This window comes from Sphingomonas sp., from assembly GCF_013816785.1.
Classification (GTDB): Bacteria; Pseudomonadota; Alphaproteobacteria; order Sphingomonadales; family Sphingomonadaceae; genus Sphingomicrobium.
Genome location: NZ_JACDDV010000002.1, coordinates 72,434 through 86,951, shown reverse-complemented (window position 1 = coordinate 86,951; position 14,518 = coordinate 72,434). Strand labels below are relative to the sequence as shown.

At 66.6% G+C, this 14,518-nt stretch carries 15 protein-coding genes; 6 read left to right on the top strand and 9 right to left on the bottom strand.

The window, feature by feature from the left end; genetic code table 11:
* Positions 1 to 7: 7 nt before the first annotated feature.
* From gatB to gatC, 3 genes are read right to left on the bottom strand one after another with little or no spacing between them, the layout of a single operon-like run.
* Entirely contained in the window at positions 8 to 1,486 is a 1,479-nt protein-coding gene (gene gatB, locus H0W65_RS01095; RefSeq protein ID WP_294002927.1) for an Asp-tRNA(Asn)/Glu-tRNA(Gln) amidotransferase subunit GatB, read from the bottom strand.
* Positions 1,483 to 2,970 (bottom strand): Asp-tRNA(Asn)/Glu-tRNA(Gln) amidotransferase subunit GatA, encoded by a 1,488-nt coding sequence (gatA, locus tag H0W65_RS01090; protein WP_294002925.1) that lies wholly within the window; start codon positions 2,968 to 2,970, stop codon positions 1,483 to 1,485. Before gatA ends, gatB begins: the two co-directional genes overlap by 4 nt.
* Complete coding sequence (gene gatC / locus H0W65_RS01085) at positions 2,970 to 3,257, bottom strand: Asp-tRNA(Asn)/Glu-tRNA(Gln) amidotransferase subunit GatC (protein ID WP_294002923.1); 288 nt, start codon at positions 3,255 to 3,257, stop codon at positions 2,970 to 2,972. Before gatC ends, gatA begins: the two co-directional genes overlap by 1 nt.
* Here gatC and H0W65_RS01080 point away from each other — a divergent pair.
* Genes H0W65_RS01080 through H0W65_RS01070 form a run of 3 tightly spaced genes read left to right on the top strand, consistent with a single transcriptional unit; the run spans position 3,256 to position 5,855 of the window.
* Positions 3,256 to 4,473, top strand: coding sequence for a DUF3089 domain-containing protein (locus H0W65_RS01080; RefSeq protein WP_294002921.1), 1,218 nt, complete (start codon positions 3,256 to 3,258; stop codon positions 4,471 to 4,473). The two genes, gatC and H0W65_RS01080, sit on opposite strands and share 2 nt — an antisense overlap.
* Entirely contained in the window at positions 4,458 to 4,940 is a 483-nt protein-coding gene (gene ruvX / locus H0W65_RS01075) for a Holliday junction resolvase RuvX (RefSeq protein ID WP_294002919.1), read from the top strand. Before H0W65_RS01080 ends, ruvX begins: the two co-directional genes overlap by 16 nt.
* 12 nt (positions 4,941 to 4,952) lie before the next feature.
* Positions 4,953 to 5,855, top strand: a complete 903-nt coding sequence (locus H0W65_RS01070; RefSeq protein ID WP_294002917.1) for an aspartate carbamoyltransferase catalytic subunit — start codon at positions 4,953 to 4,955, stop codon at positions 5,853 to 5,855.
* On the opposite strand, the gene H0W65_RS01065 is transcribed toward H0W65_RS01070, so the two are convergent.
* Genes H0W65_RS01065 through H0W65_RS01055 form a run of 3 tightly spaced genes read right to left on the bottom strand, consistent with a single transcriptional unit; the run spans position 5,852 to position 8,694 of the window.
* Positions 5,852 to 7,225: a tetratricopeptide repeat protein gene (locus H0W65_RS01065; protein ID WP_294002915.1), complete on the bottom strand. Its 1,374-nt coding sequence runs from the start codon at positions 7,223 to 7,225 to the stop codon at positions 5,852 to 5,854. The two genes, H0W65_RS01070 and H0W65_RS01065, sit on opposite strands and share 4 nt — an antisense overlap.
* A gap of 13 nt (positions 7,226 to 7,238) precedes the next feature.
* Positions 7,239 to 7,970: a hypothetical protein gene (locus H0W65_RS01060; RefSeq protein WP_294002980.1), complete on the bottom strand. Its 732-nt coding sequence runs from the start codon at positions 7,968 to 7,970 to the stop codon at positions 7,239 to 7,241.
* A 13-nt stretch (positions 7,971 to 7,983) separates the two neighbouring features.
* Positions 7,984 to 8,694 (bottom strand): ParA family protein, encoded by a 711-nt coding sequence (locus H0W65_RS01055; RefSeq protein WP_294002913.1) that lies wholly within the window; start codon positions 8,692 to 8,694, stop codon positions 7,984 to 7,986.
* Positions 8,695 to 8,835: 141 nt separating this feature from the next.
* Here H0W65_RS01055 and H0W65_RS01050 point away from each other — a divergent pair, with 141 nt between their 5' ends.
* Complete coding sequence (locus tag H0W65_RS01050) at positions 8,836 to 9,720, top strand: SPOR domain-containing protein (RefSeq protein WP_294002911.1); 885 nt, start codon at positions 8,836 to 8,838, stop codon at positions 9,718 to 9,720.
* Here H0W65_RS01050 and serB read toward each other — a convergent pair.
* Complete coding sequence (gene serB / locus H0W65_RS01045) at positions 9,717 to 10,583, bottom strand: phosphoserine phosphatase SerB (RefSeq protein WP_294002909.1); 867 nt, start codon at positions 10,581 to 10,583, stop codon at positions 9,717 to 9,719. The two genes, H0W65_RS01050 and serB, sit on opposite strands and share 4 nt — an antisense overlap.
* Between serB and miaA the strand changes: the two genes are divergently transcribed.
* Both miaA and ilvC read left to right on the top strand, forming a co-directional pair.
* On the top strand, positions 10,576 to 11,505 hold the full coding sequence (gene miaA, locus H0W65_RS01040) for a tRNA (adenosine(37)-N6)-dimethylallyltransferase MiaA (protein WP_294002907.1): 930 nt from the start codon (positions 10,576 to 10,578) through the stop codon (positions 11,503 to 11,505). The two genes, serB and miaA, sit on opposite strands and share 8 nt — an antisense overlap.
* A 9-nt stretch (positions 11,506 to 11,514) precedes the next feature.
* Positions 11,515 to 12,480: a ketol-acid reductoisomerase gene (ilvC, locus tag H0W65_RS01035; protein WP_294002905.1), complete on the top strand. Its 966-nt coding sequence runs from the start codon at positions 11,515 to 11,517 to the stop codon at positions 12,478 to 12,480.
* A gap of 1 nt (position 12,481) precedes the next feature.
* Here ilvC and H0W65_RS01030 read toward each other — a convergent pair whose 3' ends face one another.
* Together H0W65_RS01030 and mutL are read right to left on the bottom strand one after the other, a co-directional pair.
* Positions 12,482 to 12,649 carry a hypothetical protein gene (locus H0W65_RS01030; RefSeq protein WP_294002903.1) on the bottom strand — a complete coding sequence of 56 codons (168 nt, stop codon included), beginning with the start codon at positions 12,647 to 12,649 and terminating at the stop codon, positions 12,482 to 12,484.
* A 76-nt stretch (positions 12,650 to 12,725) separates the two neighbouring features.
* A complete protein-coding gene (mutL, locus tag H0W65_RS01025; RefSeq protein WP_294002902.1) occupies positions 12,726 to 14,507 on the bottom strand; it encodes a DNA mismatch repair endonuclease MutL in 1,782 nt (593 codons plus the stop codon).
* Positions 14,508 to 14,518: the final 11 nt, after the last annotated feature.

The following is a 14,518-nucleotide window of genomic DNA, read 5'->3' as shown; positions in this document are numbered from 1 at the left end:
CCGTGGATCAGCCGAGCTTCGAGCGCAGCCGTTCGTTGACGACGCCTGGATTGGCCTTGCCGGCCATCGCCTTCATCGTCTGGCCGACGAAGAAGCCGAACAAGGCTTCCTTGCCATCCTTATATTGCTGAACCTTTTCGGCATTGGCGGCGAGGATGTTGTCGATTTCGGCGTCGATAGCGCCGGTGTCGCTGGTCTGCTTGAGGCCGCGCTCCTCGACAACCGCGCCAGCGTCCTGGCCGGTGTCGAGCATGATTTCGAACACCTGTTTGGCGAGGCTGCCGCTGAGCGTCTTGTCGGCGATCAGTGCGAGCAGCTCGGCGGCTTGTTTCGGACCGACGGGTGAATCGACGATCGTCTTGCCCAGGCGATTCAGAGCGCCGAACAGTTCTCCCGCGACCCAGTTCGACGCGGCGACCGGGTCGGCGCCTTCTTCCAATAGCTGGTCGAACCAGCGCGCGGTCTCGACCTCGGCGGTAAGGATCGAGGCGTTGTAGGCGCCGATGTCGAGATTTTCGAACCGCTTGCGCTTGGCGTCGGGCAGTTCGGGTAGCGACGCGCGACAGTCGGCGAGGAACGCCTCGTCGAGCTCGAGCGGGAGCAGGTCAGGATCGGGGAAGTAGCGATAATCGTGCGCGTCTTCCTTTGAGCGGAGCGTGCGGGTGACATTCTTGTCGGGGTCGTACAGCCGGGTTTCCTGGACGATCGCCCCGCCCCCCTCAATCACCTCGACCTGGCGGCGCGCCTCATGCTCGATCACGGCCATGACGAAGCGCACTGAGTTGACGTTCTTGGTCTCGGTGCGAGTACCGAGCGGGTTTTCTGAAGTGATTGGGCCCGGTTTGCGCACCGAGACATTGACGTCGGCGCGCATCGAGCCTTCCTCCATATTGCCGTCGCAGCTGCCGACATAACGAAGAATTGCTCTTAACTTGCGCAGATAAGCCCCTGCTTCGGCGGGCGAACACATATCAGGTTTAGACACAATCTCCATTAGCGCGACGCCCGAGCGGTTGAGGTCGACATAGCTCATCGTCGGATGCTGGTCGTGCATCAGCTTGCCCGCGTCCTGCTCGAGGTGGATCCGCTCGACTCCGATGGTCCGCGCGCTTGCCTCGTCCTTGTCATCTAGCAGCACGGTGATTTCGCCCTCGCCGACCAGGGGATGGTAAAGCTGCGAAATCTGGTAGCCCTGCGGCAGGTCGGCGTAGAAATAATTCTTGCGGTCGAACCGTGACCAATTGTTGATCTTAGCCTCGATCGCCATCCCGGTGCGCACCGCCTGGCGGATGCATTCACGGTTGGGCACCGGCAGCATTCCAGGCATCGCGGCGTCGACCAGCGACACTTGCGTGTTCGGCTCGGCGCCGAAGGTGGTCGACGCGCCCGAGAAAAGCTTGGCGTTGGAGGTGACCTGGGCGTGGACCTCAAGCCCGATCACGACTTCCCACTCGCCGGTGGCGCCTGTGATCCGATAGTCGCTCACCACCACTTCTCCGCCCGTGCTGAAAACCCGGCGCGTTCCTCGACCGCCAAAGCTGCGTTCAGCACGCCCTGTTCATCCAATTCGCGACCGATGAGGTGGAGGCCGAGCGGGAGGCCCTGGCCGTCGAGACCGCCGGGGACCGACATCGCGGGGAGTCCGGCAAGACTCGCCGGCACCGCGAACACGTCGTTGAGATACATCGCCAGCGGGTCGCTCATTTTCTCATTGAGCCCGAACGCCGCCGAGGGGGCGGTCGGGGTGAGGATGAAATCGCAGTCGGCGAAGGCAGTGGTGAAATCGCGCTTGATCAGCGTGCGGACTTTCTGCGCCTTGGTGAAATAGGCGTCGTAATAGCCCGCCGACAAAACATAGGTGCCAATCATGATGCGTCGCTTGACCTCGGCGCCGAAGCCCCTCGCTCTCGTCGCGGCGTACATGCCGTCGAGCGTGGTGCCGTGCCCGGCCTCGCTTTCGACTCTCAGCCCGTAGCGCACCCCGTCGTAGCGGGCGAGATTCGACGAGGCTTCGGCCGGCGCGATGATGTAATAGGTCGGCAGCGCATGGCGGGTGTGCGGAAGCGAGATTTTGACCGGCTCGGCGCCGGCGTCGCGCAGCCATTCGACTCCCTGCTCCCACAGCGCATCGATCTCGGTCGGCACGCCGTCGATGCGATATTCGGTCGGAATGCCGACGCGCTTGCCCTTCAGATTGCTCGACAAACCCGCTTCCCATTGCGGCACGGGCACATCAAGCGAGGTGGCGTCCTTCGGGTCGAAGCCGCTCATCGTTTCGAGCAAGATTGCGCAGTCGCGCACGGTGCGCGCCATCGGCCCGGCCTGGTCGAGCGACGAAGCGAAGGCGACGATGCCCCAGCGCGAGCAGCGGCCGTAGGTCGGCTTGATCCCGCAAATGCCGACGAACGCCGCCGGCTGACGGATCGAGCCGCCTGTGTCGGTGCCCGTGGCCCCAGGCGCCAGCCCCGCCGCGACTGCTGCGGCCGACCCGCCCGAGCTCCCCCCCGGGGTTAGCGCCGTGTTGCCGCCGTCGGTGCGACGCCATGGCGAGATGACCGGGCCGTAGGCGCTGGTCTCGTTCGACGAGCCCATCGCGAACTCGTCCATGTTGAGCTTGCCCAGCATCCCCGCGCCGGCAGCCTTGAGCTTGCCCGAGACGGTCGATTCATAGGGCGGTTCGAAACCCTTCAGGATGTTGCTGCCTGCGGTAGAATCGACACCCTCGGTGGCAAACAAATCCTTGATGCCAAGCGGGATGCCCGACAGTGGCTTCAGTTCGCCCCCAGCTCGCGCGGCATCGGCGGCATCGGCGGCCGCCAGCGCCAGTTCCGGGGTCTCGACCGTATAGGCGTTGAGCGCCCGCCCCGCCTCGACCGCCGCGTTGAAGTCGGCCGCGATCTCGCGCGCCGAAAATTCGCCGGCGCGGAAGCCGTCGCGCAGCTCGGCGATCGTCTTGAGGTTGAGACTCACTATTCGATCACCTTGGGAACGGCGAAAAATCCGTGCTGAGCGTCGGGCGCGTTCTTGAGCACGGCATCCCTGACATTGCCGTCATTGACGACGTCGTCGCGGAGACGAAGGGGCAAGTCGATCACGGCGGTCAGCGGCTCGACCCCATCGGTATCGACCTCGGCAAGCTGTTCGACCCAGCCGAGGATGTTGTTCAATTCGGGCACCAGCGCCTCGACCTCGGCATCGCTCATCGCGATCCGGGCTAGCTTGGCGACGTGGCGCACCTGTTTCGCATCGACAGACATGGAGTTCCTGCTGCTTCGGATCGGCAAGCGACCCGAAGCGCGGCTAGCAGGGGGCGCGGCGGCCTTCAAGCAGTTGCCGAAGCGCGGTGCGCCCTCTAGGCGGCAGCCGATGTGCGCGCGCCGGTTCCTGCTCCTGATCGTCTTCCTGACCTTGCTCGGCGTGGCGGGAGCGTTCGCGATCTTCCAGTTTGGTGACAAGGCGCTGACCAGCTTCGCTACTCCGGTGGGTCATTTTGCCGCGCCGCCTCCTTCGACGACGCCCGATTATGCGAACGATGCAGCGTGGCTCGCCAAGCCCGGGCTGGCGAGGGACGCTTCGGGATGGTTGCCGGCCGGCGTGGTTTTGACCAAGGAAGCATCGCCGGCCGCGACTTTTTTCATTCACCCGACGACCTATCTCAAGCGCGACCGGTGGAACGCGCCGTATGATGCGGGGGGCGATGCCGGGGCGCAGGCGCAGCTGTTCGTTCAAAGCCAGGCGAGCGCGTTCAACGCCGTGTCGGACATTTGGGCGCCGCGTTATCGCCAGGCGGCGTTCGGGGCGTTTTTGCTGAAGAGCGCCGACGCGACCAAGGCGCTCGACCTCGCCTATGGCGACGTGCTGCGTGGGTTCGATGCGTTTCTCGCCGCACAGGACGCGGACACGCCGATCATTCTTGCCGGGCATAGCCAGGGCGCGCTGCATCTATCGCGGCTGCTGGTCGACCGCAAAGCTGTGCTCGGCAATCGGCTAGTCGCGGCTTATGTCGTCGGCTGGCCGCTGTCGGCCACCGCCGACCTTCCCGCGACCGGGCTTTCCGCCTGCACCGCGCCCGACGAAGCCGCATGCGTCCTGTCGTGGCAAAGCTTCGCCGAGCCGGCCAACCCAACGCTGATCACCGATGCCTGGGTCGGGACCTTGGGCGCGGGTGGCGAGCGGCGGCGCGCCGACATGATCTGCGTCAATCCGCTGACCGGCACCAAGGACGGCGCCGCCCCCGCATCGGCCAATCTCGGCACGCTGATGCCCGATGCGAAATTTGCCAACGCGACGCTCGCGGTCGGCCAGGTCGGCGCGCATTGCGACAAGGGCTTCCTGATCATCGACGGCGCGGCGCCCAACCTCGGCCCCTATGTGCTGCCGGGCAATAATTACCATGTCTATGATTATGCCCTGTTCTGGGGCTCGATTCGCGCCGATGCGCAGCGGCGGCTGGCGGCATGGCGCAAGCGCTGATCGTCACTAGCGCGGCGGAGTTCGCCGGCGCAGCGCGCCAAGGGCGGTTGGGTGGGTTGGACGTCGGCACGAAGACGATCGGCCTTGCCACCTGCGACGCGACCTGGAGCTACGCTACGGCGGTCGAGACGATTCGGCGGACCAAATTCTCGGCCGATCTCGGGCATCTGCGCGGGTTCGTTGGTCGTCACTCTTTAACCGGCCTAGTCGTCGGCCTGCCCCTCAACCTCGACGGCAGCGATTCACCCCGCACCCAGTCGGTCCGTGCCTTCGCCCGCAACCTCGTCCCGCTCGGATTGCGGCTGTTATTGTGGGACGAGCGCTGGTCGACCGTGGCGGTCGAGCGGACGATGATCGAGGCCGACATGAGCCGCGCCAAGCGCGCCGAAAAGATCGACGCCCACGCTGCGGCGCACATCCTTCAAGCCGCGATCGACGCGCTGGTCAATTTACCGCAACCGCGCTAGGCCGCCGCTTCGATGGACCTCCTATCGATCACCTCCCTTTCCGATGACCAGATCGCCACCATTCTCGACGAGGGTGAACGCTGGTTCGCTTACAATCGCCAACCGCGGCGCAATGACCACCGGCTCGATGGGCTGACGATCGTCAATGCCTTCTTCGAGAATTCGACGCGTACGCTGCTTAGCTTCGAGATCGCAGCCAACCGGCTTGGCGCGCAAGTGGTGACGATGCAGGTCGAGCATAGCTCGATCAAGAAGGGCGAGACGCTGGCTGACACCGCGCGCACCCTCAACGCCATGCGGCCCGACGTATTGGTCATCCGCCATGGCACAAGCGGCGCGCCCGCCGATGTGGCACGGATCATGGACTGCCCGGTAATCAATGGCGGCGATGGGATCGGCGAGCACCCGACCCAGGCGCTCCTCGACGCGGCAACGCTGCGCCAGCATTTCGGACGGATCGAAGGACTGAAGATCGCGATCTGCGGCGATCTCAAGCATAGCCGGGTAGCGCGGTCGAACGCCCTCCTGCTGACGCGGTTAGGCGCCGAGCTACGATTCGCCGGGCCGCCGTCACTGCTGCCGGACGATATCGCCGGCGGGACGATCGAAGAGGCGGTTGTGGGAGCCGACGCGGTGATGATGCTGCGCGTCCAGCGTGAGCGGCTGAGCGAGGAGCTGGGCGATGGTCCCGGCGAATATCTGGCGCATTATGGCCTCACCAAGGAACGCTTTGCTCATGCTGCGCCGTATGCGGTGGTGATGCACCCGGGACCAATCAACCGGGGCGTCGAGATCGACGGCGCTCTGGCCGATCACGACGAGCGCTCACTAATCGTGCGGCAAGTCGAAATGGGGGTGGCAGTGAGGATGGCCTGCCTTGACCTCCTCACTGCCGATCGGCGCGTTAGGCCTTAGCGCGAGGCGATCTGCACGGGCGCGTCGTTGAATGCAGCTCGAACGAAGCATTTGCCCCCAGCGCGCTTCAAGGAAGCGCACAGATTGATCGCGTCTCGGTCGCTGGCGAACCCCTTGACCGACAGGCGATAGAAGATGCCCTGGGCGGCGGCGAAGCGGGCGCTGACCGGGGTGTAGGAGCGCAGCGCACTGTAATTAGCCACGGCTTTGGACCATGCACCGGACACGCGATCGCGCGACGAAAAGGACCCGAGCTGGACGACGGCGCGGCTGCGCCCACCGCGCATTATCGGGGCGGCGGCGTTTCGGCGCAGGCTGGCGAGGGTTGGTGCCAACCGAACCACGGCCGGCGACAGCGCCGGACGAGCCTGCCGGATCGGCGATGGGGGTGTCGCGGACAGCGTATTCGGCGCTGAGGCGACAGGAGGAAGCATCACAGTAACCGAGGCCCCAAGGACTGGCGCCGCAACCGCCGGGGCCGGTTCGGGCGCGGGTTGCGGTTCAGCGACGGAGGCTAGGACGGGCTGCGGAACGACGGCAGCTACCTCGACCGGCGGGGGCGCTTGATCCGTCACGGTCACCGGCATGGCAGCGGCCTGACGGCTCTTGGCGTCGGCCTTGTTGAGCGCAAGGCGAACCGGTTGGCCGGGATCGCCGGCCACGGGTTGGACACCGATGAAGGCAGCCACTTGGTCAGAGGGGCGGGCCGGCTTGGCCAGCGTCATCCATTGTTGGATGCGGGCGTCGACCTGGTCGGCGGCGAGATCTTGCCCGGCGATCAGGCGAGCCTGTTCCCAATTGCCGGCGAAGGCGTGGGCCAGAGCCAAATTCTGGCGAGTGCGGGCGTCGGCGCCGGCCACGCGAGACGCGGGATCAAGCACTTGCAAGGCCGACTGCGTGTCGCCGGCGAGTGTCAGCGCAAGGCCAAGATCGGCGGCGTCGAGGACGCCCTGCCCGGCGGCCAGCAGCGCGATGGCTTCCCCGGCCTTGCCCTGCGCGGCCTGAACCAAGGCCAGTTTGAGAATCAGCTGCGGCTGGTTCGACACCAACGTCAGCGAGTCGCGATAAGCGGCCTCAGCGGAGGCAAACCGCCCGGCGGCGAGGTAGCAATTGCCGAGCAGCGCGCGGAAACCGGCGTCGTTCGGGCTCTTGCCGACGGCTCGCTCGGCGAGCGGTATGGCGGTGGCGAGGTCGTTGGCGGCAAGCGCCAGCTGCGCCTTGGTCGCCAGCCCGATATTGGCGGTGTCGACCTTGACGCCGAAGATCGAGGCGCTGCGCGGCCCCGACGATCCCGGACCGGCGCAACCGGCGACGATCGCGATCAGCGATGCGGCGGTCAGCGCGGCCCCCAGGCGATACGGCTTGGTCATGACACTCCCCTTTTTATCCCTCGGCGCGTCGGGCGCGCGGCGCGCGCTCGGCCATCGACTCGAGTTCCGGCATGTCGGTCAGGAGCTGGTCCAGTGCGTCGGTCACCAATTGCTGCGCCGAGCGACCGGTAACGGCGCATGCTAGACGAAGCTTCAAATGGCGCGACGGGTCGAGGCGCAGCGTGAACGCCGACTTGGCCTTGCCACCCGCGGCGACGCGCGGACGCACCGCACGGCGAACTGGGACGGCGTTAGTCTTGGGTGCCTGAACCGTGGAGGCGGACGCCTTGGTTGCCAGCACCGGGATCAGCGCAAGCGGGGCCGGCTCAGGCGCGGTTTCCACCACTACGTCAAGCGCATGCGCTTCGTCGGTTTCCGGATCGTAAAGCTCGGCGGTTTCGTCGACATAATCGCCGTCCTCCTCTTCGCCATCCTCCTCATGGGCGGCGAAACGGCCGGCGATTTCCGCCTGCTGGTCATGAACCGGCGAAGGAATCGGGGTCAAAGCGGCGAGCGGGTTGCGTAGCGCGGGCTCGGCCAATTCATCGCCAAACGCATCATGTTCGGCGTCGCGGACCGTGGTCAGCGCCGGCTTTGGCGGCTCGAAGCCCATGTCGTCCCAGCCGAGGTCGTCGAGGCCAGAGCCGATCTGGCCGAAGCCCTGCGGGCGCATGGCGGGGCGAGCGGCGCCTTTGCGGGCGAGAAGGCCCGACGAAAGCGAAGCGAATGCCTTGGGTTCTCCCATCGTCACCACTCCCTTACTGGCTCACTCGGCGGCCGAAGCCACCGACCGGACGCGGCGTTGCGGAGGGAGCGGCGTTCGGGGCAGCGAACACGGTGCGGCGGAAATTCTTTTCGAGCCGGTCGGAGATGTAATCCCACAGTTCGGTCACTTCGCGCGCCGAGCGGCCGTTGGGGTCTACTTCCATCACCGTGCGGCCGTCGATCATCGAGGCGGCGAAATCGGTGCGATGGTGGAGAGTGACCGGAGCTACGGTGCCGTGCTGCGAAAGGGCGACAGCCGCCTCGTAGGTGATCTTGGCTTTCGGCGTGGCACCGTTGACGACGAACAGGAGCGGCTTGCCGGCGCGGTCGCACAAATCGACCGTAGCGCCAACGGCGCGAAGATCGTGCGGGCTGGGACGGGTCGGGATGACGATCAGCTCGGCCACCGCAATGACGCTCTGGATCGCCATGGTGATTGCCGGTGGCGTGTCGATCACGGCCAGGCGAAAGCCCTGCTGGCGAAGCACCTCAAGGTCGGAGGCGAGACGAGCGACCGTGGTCTGGGCGAAGGCCGGCATATCGGCCTCGCGCTCGTTCCACCAATCGGCGAGCGAGCCTTGCGGATCGATGTCGATCAGGCAGACGGGACCGGCGCCCGCCAGCTGCGCCTGCACCGCGAGGTGGCCGGACAGGGTCGTCTTGCCCGATCCGCCCTTCTGCGATGCCATTGCCAGAACGCGCATTCTATTCCCCTCGCCAAATGACGCCGTTGTGCGATCACCTGACAGCAAAGCCCCTAAATATTGGTTAATCTCCGCCGGACCTTGTTGCCGCGCCGCGAGGGCGGCTAGGGTTAAGCCAACCTCCGGCAAAGGCCTTGAACCATGCGTATTTCAATGCTGATTCCGCTCTTCGTGCTCGCCGTCGCCCCCGCTGACGCCCAATCGGTCCGTGCGGGAATCGAGGCCTGGCAGAAGGGCGACGCGTCGGCGGCCGTGGCGATTTGGCGGCCGCTGGCCGACAAGGGTGACGTCGATGCCGCCTTCAATCTCGGCCAGGCTTATCGCTTGGGCAAGGGCGTGCCGGTCGACATGGGTCAGGCGCTAAATTGGCTCGAACGCGCCGCTCGCAAGGGTCATGTCGATGCCCAGGCAACGCTCGGCTTGCTGCTGTTCCAGAACGGCAACAGGGTGAGCGGGATGCGCTGGCTCAAAGCGGCGGCGGACGCCGGTGAGCCGCGCGCGTTGCTGCTCTACGGGACCGCCTTATTCAACGGCGACGGGGTCACCGAAGACCCAGTCACCGGCTACGCCTATGTCAGCCGCGCCGCGGCGCAGGGCCTTGCCCCGGCCAAGGGGACGTTGGCCGACATGGATGCCGCGATGCCGCTCGTCCAGCGGCAGAAGGGCGTCGCGCTGGCCAAGGCAATGGCCGAGGACAGGAAGACCGCAGCGGCCCTAAAGACGACCGCGCCAAAAATCGCTCCGGCAAAAGCGCCCGTGCCAAAAATTGCGCTGCCCGCACCAACTCCAGCTGTCACGGCATCGACCGGAACGTGGCGCGTGCAGCTGGGCGCCTTTGGGCAGCGAAAGTCGGCCGAAGCGCTGTTCGCACGGATCGGCGGGCGGGTGAGCGGCGCGCAGGCCTATTATGTCCCGGTCGGCGCGATCGTGCGGCTGCAGGCGGGCCCGTTTGCGTCCCGCGCGGCGGCGGCAGCGGGTTGCGCCCGACTCGCCCCCCAGCCCTGCTTCCCAGTTGAGGCGCGCTAGGCGACTACCCATGACGCGCGGGGAATGCCCTGCGCCCACAGCAAGGCGTCGAGCCCATGATGGTCGAGCCGCGCGTCGGCGACCGCGATCAGCGCGGGCTTGGCGCGATAGGCGATTCCCAGTCCGGAAGCGGCGACCATCGGCGCATCATTGGCGCCATCGCCGATCGCCAGCACGTCGGTGTTTTCGATATCAAGTTCGTCGCGGGCATTTTCAAGCGCTCGAAGCTTCTGAGCGGAATCGACGATCGGACCAGCCACCTTGCCGGTTAGATGACCATCTTCGACTGCAAGGTCATTCGCCTCGACTTGGGCGAACCCGATCTCTTCGGCGACCGGCCCGGCGAAGGCGGTAAATCCGCCCGAGACGAGCAAGGTCATTGCCCCGCGCGCTGCCATTGTCCGTACCAGTGTCGCGGCGCCGGGATTGGGCCGCACTCGCTCGGCGAGGCAATGGGCGATGGCGTTTTCCTTCAGTCCCTTGAGCAGCGCGACCCGCTCGTGAAGCGCGCCAATGAAATCTAGTTCGCCGCGCATCGCCCGCTCGGTGATGGCGGCGACTTGCGGCTTGACCCCGGCATAGTCGGCCAACTCGTCGATGCATTCCTGCCCGATCATGGTCGAATCCATGTCGGCGACCAGAAGTTTTTTTTCACGCGGACCGGGCGGGTGCACGATGACGTCGACGCCTTCCCAGCCCTCGTAGGCGGCGCGCATCTCTCCCTGACCGAGGTTGGTCTCGAGGTCAGCGGCGTTACCGGGTTCGACCCAGCGGGCGAGCCGGACGCCGTCGATCCGCGTTAGCGCTGCGGCCAAGAACCTTTCGTCGAGCCTTCCGGCTGCTATCAGCGTGGCGATGGCCAAGTCGAAACCTCCCGTCGGCCTCATCGCCGGTCCGACCGCCAGCGGCAAGTCGGCGCTCGCGTTGGCGTTAGCCGAGCGGACCGGGGGCGTCATTGTAAACGCCGACAGCGCGCAGCTTTATCGCGATCTGCCGATTTTGTCCGCAGCCCCTTCACCCGCCGACCGCGCGCTGGCCACGCACCGGCTCTACGGGGTGCGCGACGGTGCTGACGCGTGCTCGGCCGCCGAATGGGCCGCCTTGGCGCGACGCGAAATCGGGGGGCTGCATGACGAAGGCCGGCTGCCGATCCTGGTTGGCGGAACCGGGCTCTATCTGCGCACCTTGCTGGACGGCATCGCCCCGGTGCCGTCGATCGACCCGGCCATTCGCGCGCAGGTGCGCGGGGCGAGCGTCGCTGAAAACCGGGCCGCATTGACCCGGCTCGATCCGTGCGCGGCAGCGGGGCTCAATCCTGGAGACACGACGAGGATCGCGCGCGCTCTCGAAGTTGTGCGGTCGAGCGGTCGAACGCTCAAGTCGTGGCAGGCCGAGCGCATGGGCGGAATGGGCGTCGAGATCGCGCTTCACCCCATCATCCTCATGCCACCCCGCCCGTGGCTCAACGAACGATGCGATCGGCGCTTCGCGACGATGGTCGAGGATGGCGCGCTCGGCGAGGTCGAGGCGTTGCTCGCTCGGCGGCTCGACCCTCAATTGCCGGTGATGCGCGCGCTCGGCGTTCCTGAACTTGGCGCGCTGTTGCGCGGCGAACTGACTCGCGAGGAGGCCATCTCGGCCGGCCAGATAGCGACGCGCCGCTACGCCAAGCGCCAATATACCTGGTTCGCGCATCAGCCGCCGCCCACCTGGTCGCGGTTCGACGAGCCGCTCGAAAATGATGCGGTCGATCGCGCGCTGGCGCTGCTCGCGTGCGCGGAGTAGCGACGAGCGATGGACGCGAAGCGCGATGCCGACATCGACCCCGCCCCGCTCACCGGCAAGCGGGTGGCAATCCTCGGCTACGGCAACCAGGGCCGCGCGCAGGCGCTAAATTTGCATGACAGCGGCATCGATGTGGTTGTCGGCCTACGCGACGGCTCGCCTAGCCGCGTGCGGGTCGAGCAGGACGGTCTGGTCACGGCGTCGCTAGCAAACGCGGTGGGACGGGCCGACCTCGTCATGCTGCTTGCGCCCGACGAGGTGATGGCGGCGCTGTATCTCGAGATCGAGCCGGGTATGCGGCAAGGCGCGACGCTCGGCTTCAGCCATGGCCTCGCAATCCGGTTTGGGTTCGTCCGGCCGCGCGTCGACCTCGACGTGATCTTGGTCGCGCCCAAGGGGCCAGGAACGGCCCTGCGCTCGCTCTACCTCGAGGGCACGGGCATGGTCGCATTATACGCGGTGGCCCAAGACATGAGCGGCGGGGCCGAGGCGCTGGCACTCGCTTATGGCCGAGCGCTCGGCTGCGGGCGCGCAGGGCTGCTGCCGACCAGCTTCGCCGAGGAATGCGAAGCCGATTTGTTCAACGAGCAGGCGGTTGTGTGGGGCGCGGTCCCGGAAATCCTCATCGCCGGGTTCGACACGCTCGTGGCGGCTGGGGTCAGCGAGGAGGTCGCCTATATGGAATGCGTCGGCGAGTTGAAGCTGCTCGCCGATCTGATCGAGGCGCGCGGCATCGCCGGGATGCGCGAGGCGATCAGCAACACCGCCGAGCTTGGCGCAGTGATCGGCGGTCCGCGGATTGTCGACGAAGGCGTGCGGCAACGAATGCGCGAGGTGCTCGGGGAGGTTCGGGCGGGAAAATTCGCCGCCCTGCTCAGCGACGAGGAAGCAGGCGGCTATACCTTATTGCGCGAAGCGCGCACGAGCGCTCGTGCGTTGCCGGTCGAAGCGGCGCGGCGGCGCCTGCTCGACTGACCTACTCCACCCGCTGGTCGGGAACCCGATCGCCGACCAATGCGCGTTCAAGATAGGCCCGTTGCAAGCGGCGATGCGCGTCCTGGGCCGACGGATCGTCGGTGGCCAGCGCGAGTTCAGCCTCTTCGGCCGCCCGGCTCGCGAAATAGCTCTTGTCCCAATCGCTCATCACTCGTCTCCATTAAGGAGCGCCGTCGATTTCCTTAGAGCAAATCACGATCGGCAACAAGGAAAGCAGCCAAGAGTCAGCGCCGGCCGAACAGTTTCTCGATATCGGCATGGGCCAGCTTGACCCAAGTCGGGCGGCCATGGTTGCACTGGCCCGAATGGGGCGTGATCTCCATCTCACGCAGCAGCGCATTCATCTCGGCAACCGACAGGATTCGACCGGCGCGGACCGAACCGTGGCAGGCCATCGTCGCGGCGACGAGATCGAGCTTGTCGCGCAGTGCCAGGGCGGTGCCAAGTTCGGCCAGCTCGGCTGCCAGATCGTGGAGCAGGCCGGGGATATCGGCCTTGCCAAGTGCGGCCGGCGTGGCGCGGACCAGCATCGCCGTCGGGCCGAACCGCTCGATTTCGAGGCCCAGCCCGGCCAGATCGGGCGCAGCAGATTCGAGCCGGTCGCAGTCGGGCTCGTCCATTTCGACGACGTCGGGCATCAGCAGCGCCTGACGAGCGACTTCGCCCCCCGCCCGGTCGCGCCGCATTCGCTCGAGCACCAAGCGCTCGTGCGCGGCATGCTGGTCGACGATCACAAGACCATCCTCGGCCTCGGCGACGATATAGGTCGCCGCGACCTGGCCGCGCGCGACGCCGAGCGGAAAGGACGGCACCGGCGCGGTGGCGGGCTCGGCGCGAGCATGAGGGGCGTCGACCAAAAGCCCCTCCCGCGAGCGGGAGGGGTTGGAGTGGGGATAACTAGGCGCGAAGAATGACGCAGCTTCATGAATGAGCGTCCCCACCTCCGACCCCTCCGGCCCGCGGAAGGGGAGAATCTCGCTCGTCCAATTGACCGCCGCGGCGAACTGCTCGCGCGCCGCGCTGCGATGCCCTGCTTCGTCGAGCGCTGCCCGCAATCCTCCCACGATCAACCCACGCACTGCGGCCGGGTCGCGGAAGCGGACCTCGGTCTTGGCGGGATGGACGTTGATGTCGACCTCGCTCGTCGGCACCTCGACGAACAGGGCGGCGACCGGGTGGCGGTCGCGGGCCAACAAGTCCCGGTAGGCGGCGCGCAGCGAACCGACCAAGAGCCGATCCTTCACCGGGCGCAAATTGACGAACAGATATTGCTGGTCGGCCATGCCGCGGTTGAAGGTCGGCAGGCTGATGACGCCCGTCAGCCTGAGGCCGTCGCGGGCGCAGTCGATGCCGAGGCCGTGCCGCTCCAGCTCATGGCTGAGCAGCGCGGCGACGCGGGTCGGCCCGTCCGATGGCTGCACCGAGAGCGCTCGGCGACCGTCGTGGTCGAGGCTGAAGCCGACATCGGGACGGGCCATGGCGAGCCGCTTCACGATGTCCAGGCAGGCGGCATATTCGGCGCGGGGGCTGCGCAGGAATTTGCGCCGCGCCGGCACCTTGTCGAACAGAACCTCGACCCGGACGCGGGTGCCTGGCGGGAGCGCAGCCGGCCCCTCCCCTGCGATTGCCCCATGATCGACTTCGATCCGCCAGCCGTCACTGCCGTGGGGGCGGCTGTCAATCGTCAGCCGGGCGACGCTGGCGATCGACGGCAGCGCCTCGCCGCGAAAGCCGAAACTCGAAACATCCTCGATATGGTCGTTTGGTAGCTTGGATGTGGCGTGGCGTTCGAGCGCGAGGCGCATCTCCGACGGGATCATTCCGCTGCCGTCATCGCTGACCTCGACCAGCTCGAGCCCGCCCGCGGCCAGCCGAATCGCGACGCCGGTCGCGCCGGCGTCGAGCGCATTTTCGACCAGTTCCTTGAGAGCGCTCGCGGGGCGTTCGACCACCTCGCCCGCGGCGATGCGATTGATGAGGTCGGAAGGCAGCCTTCTTATTGACATGTTAACCTTCG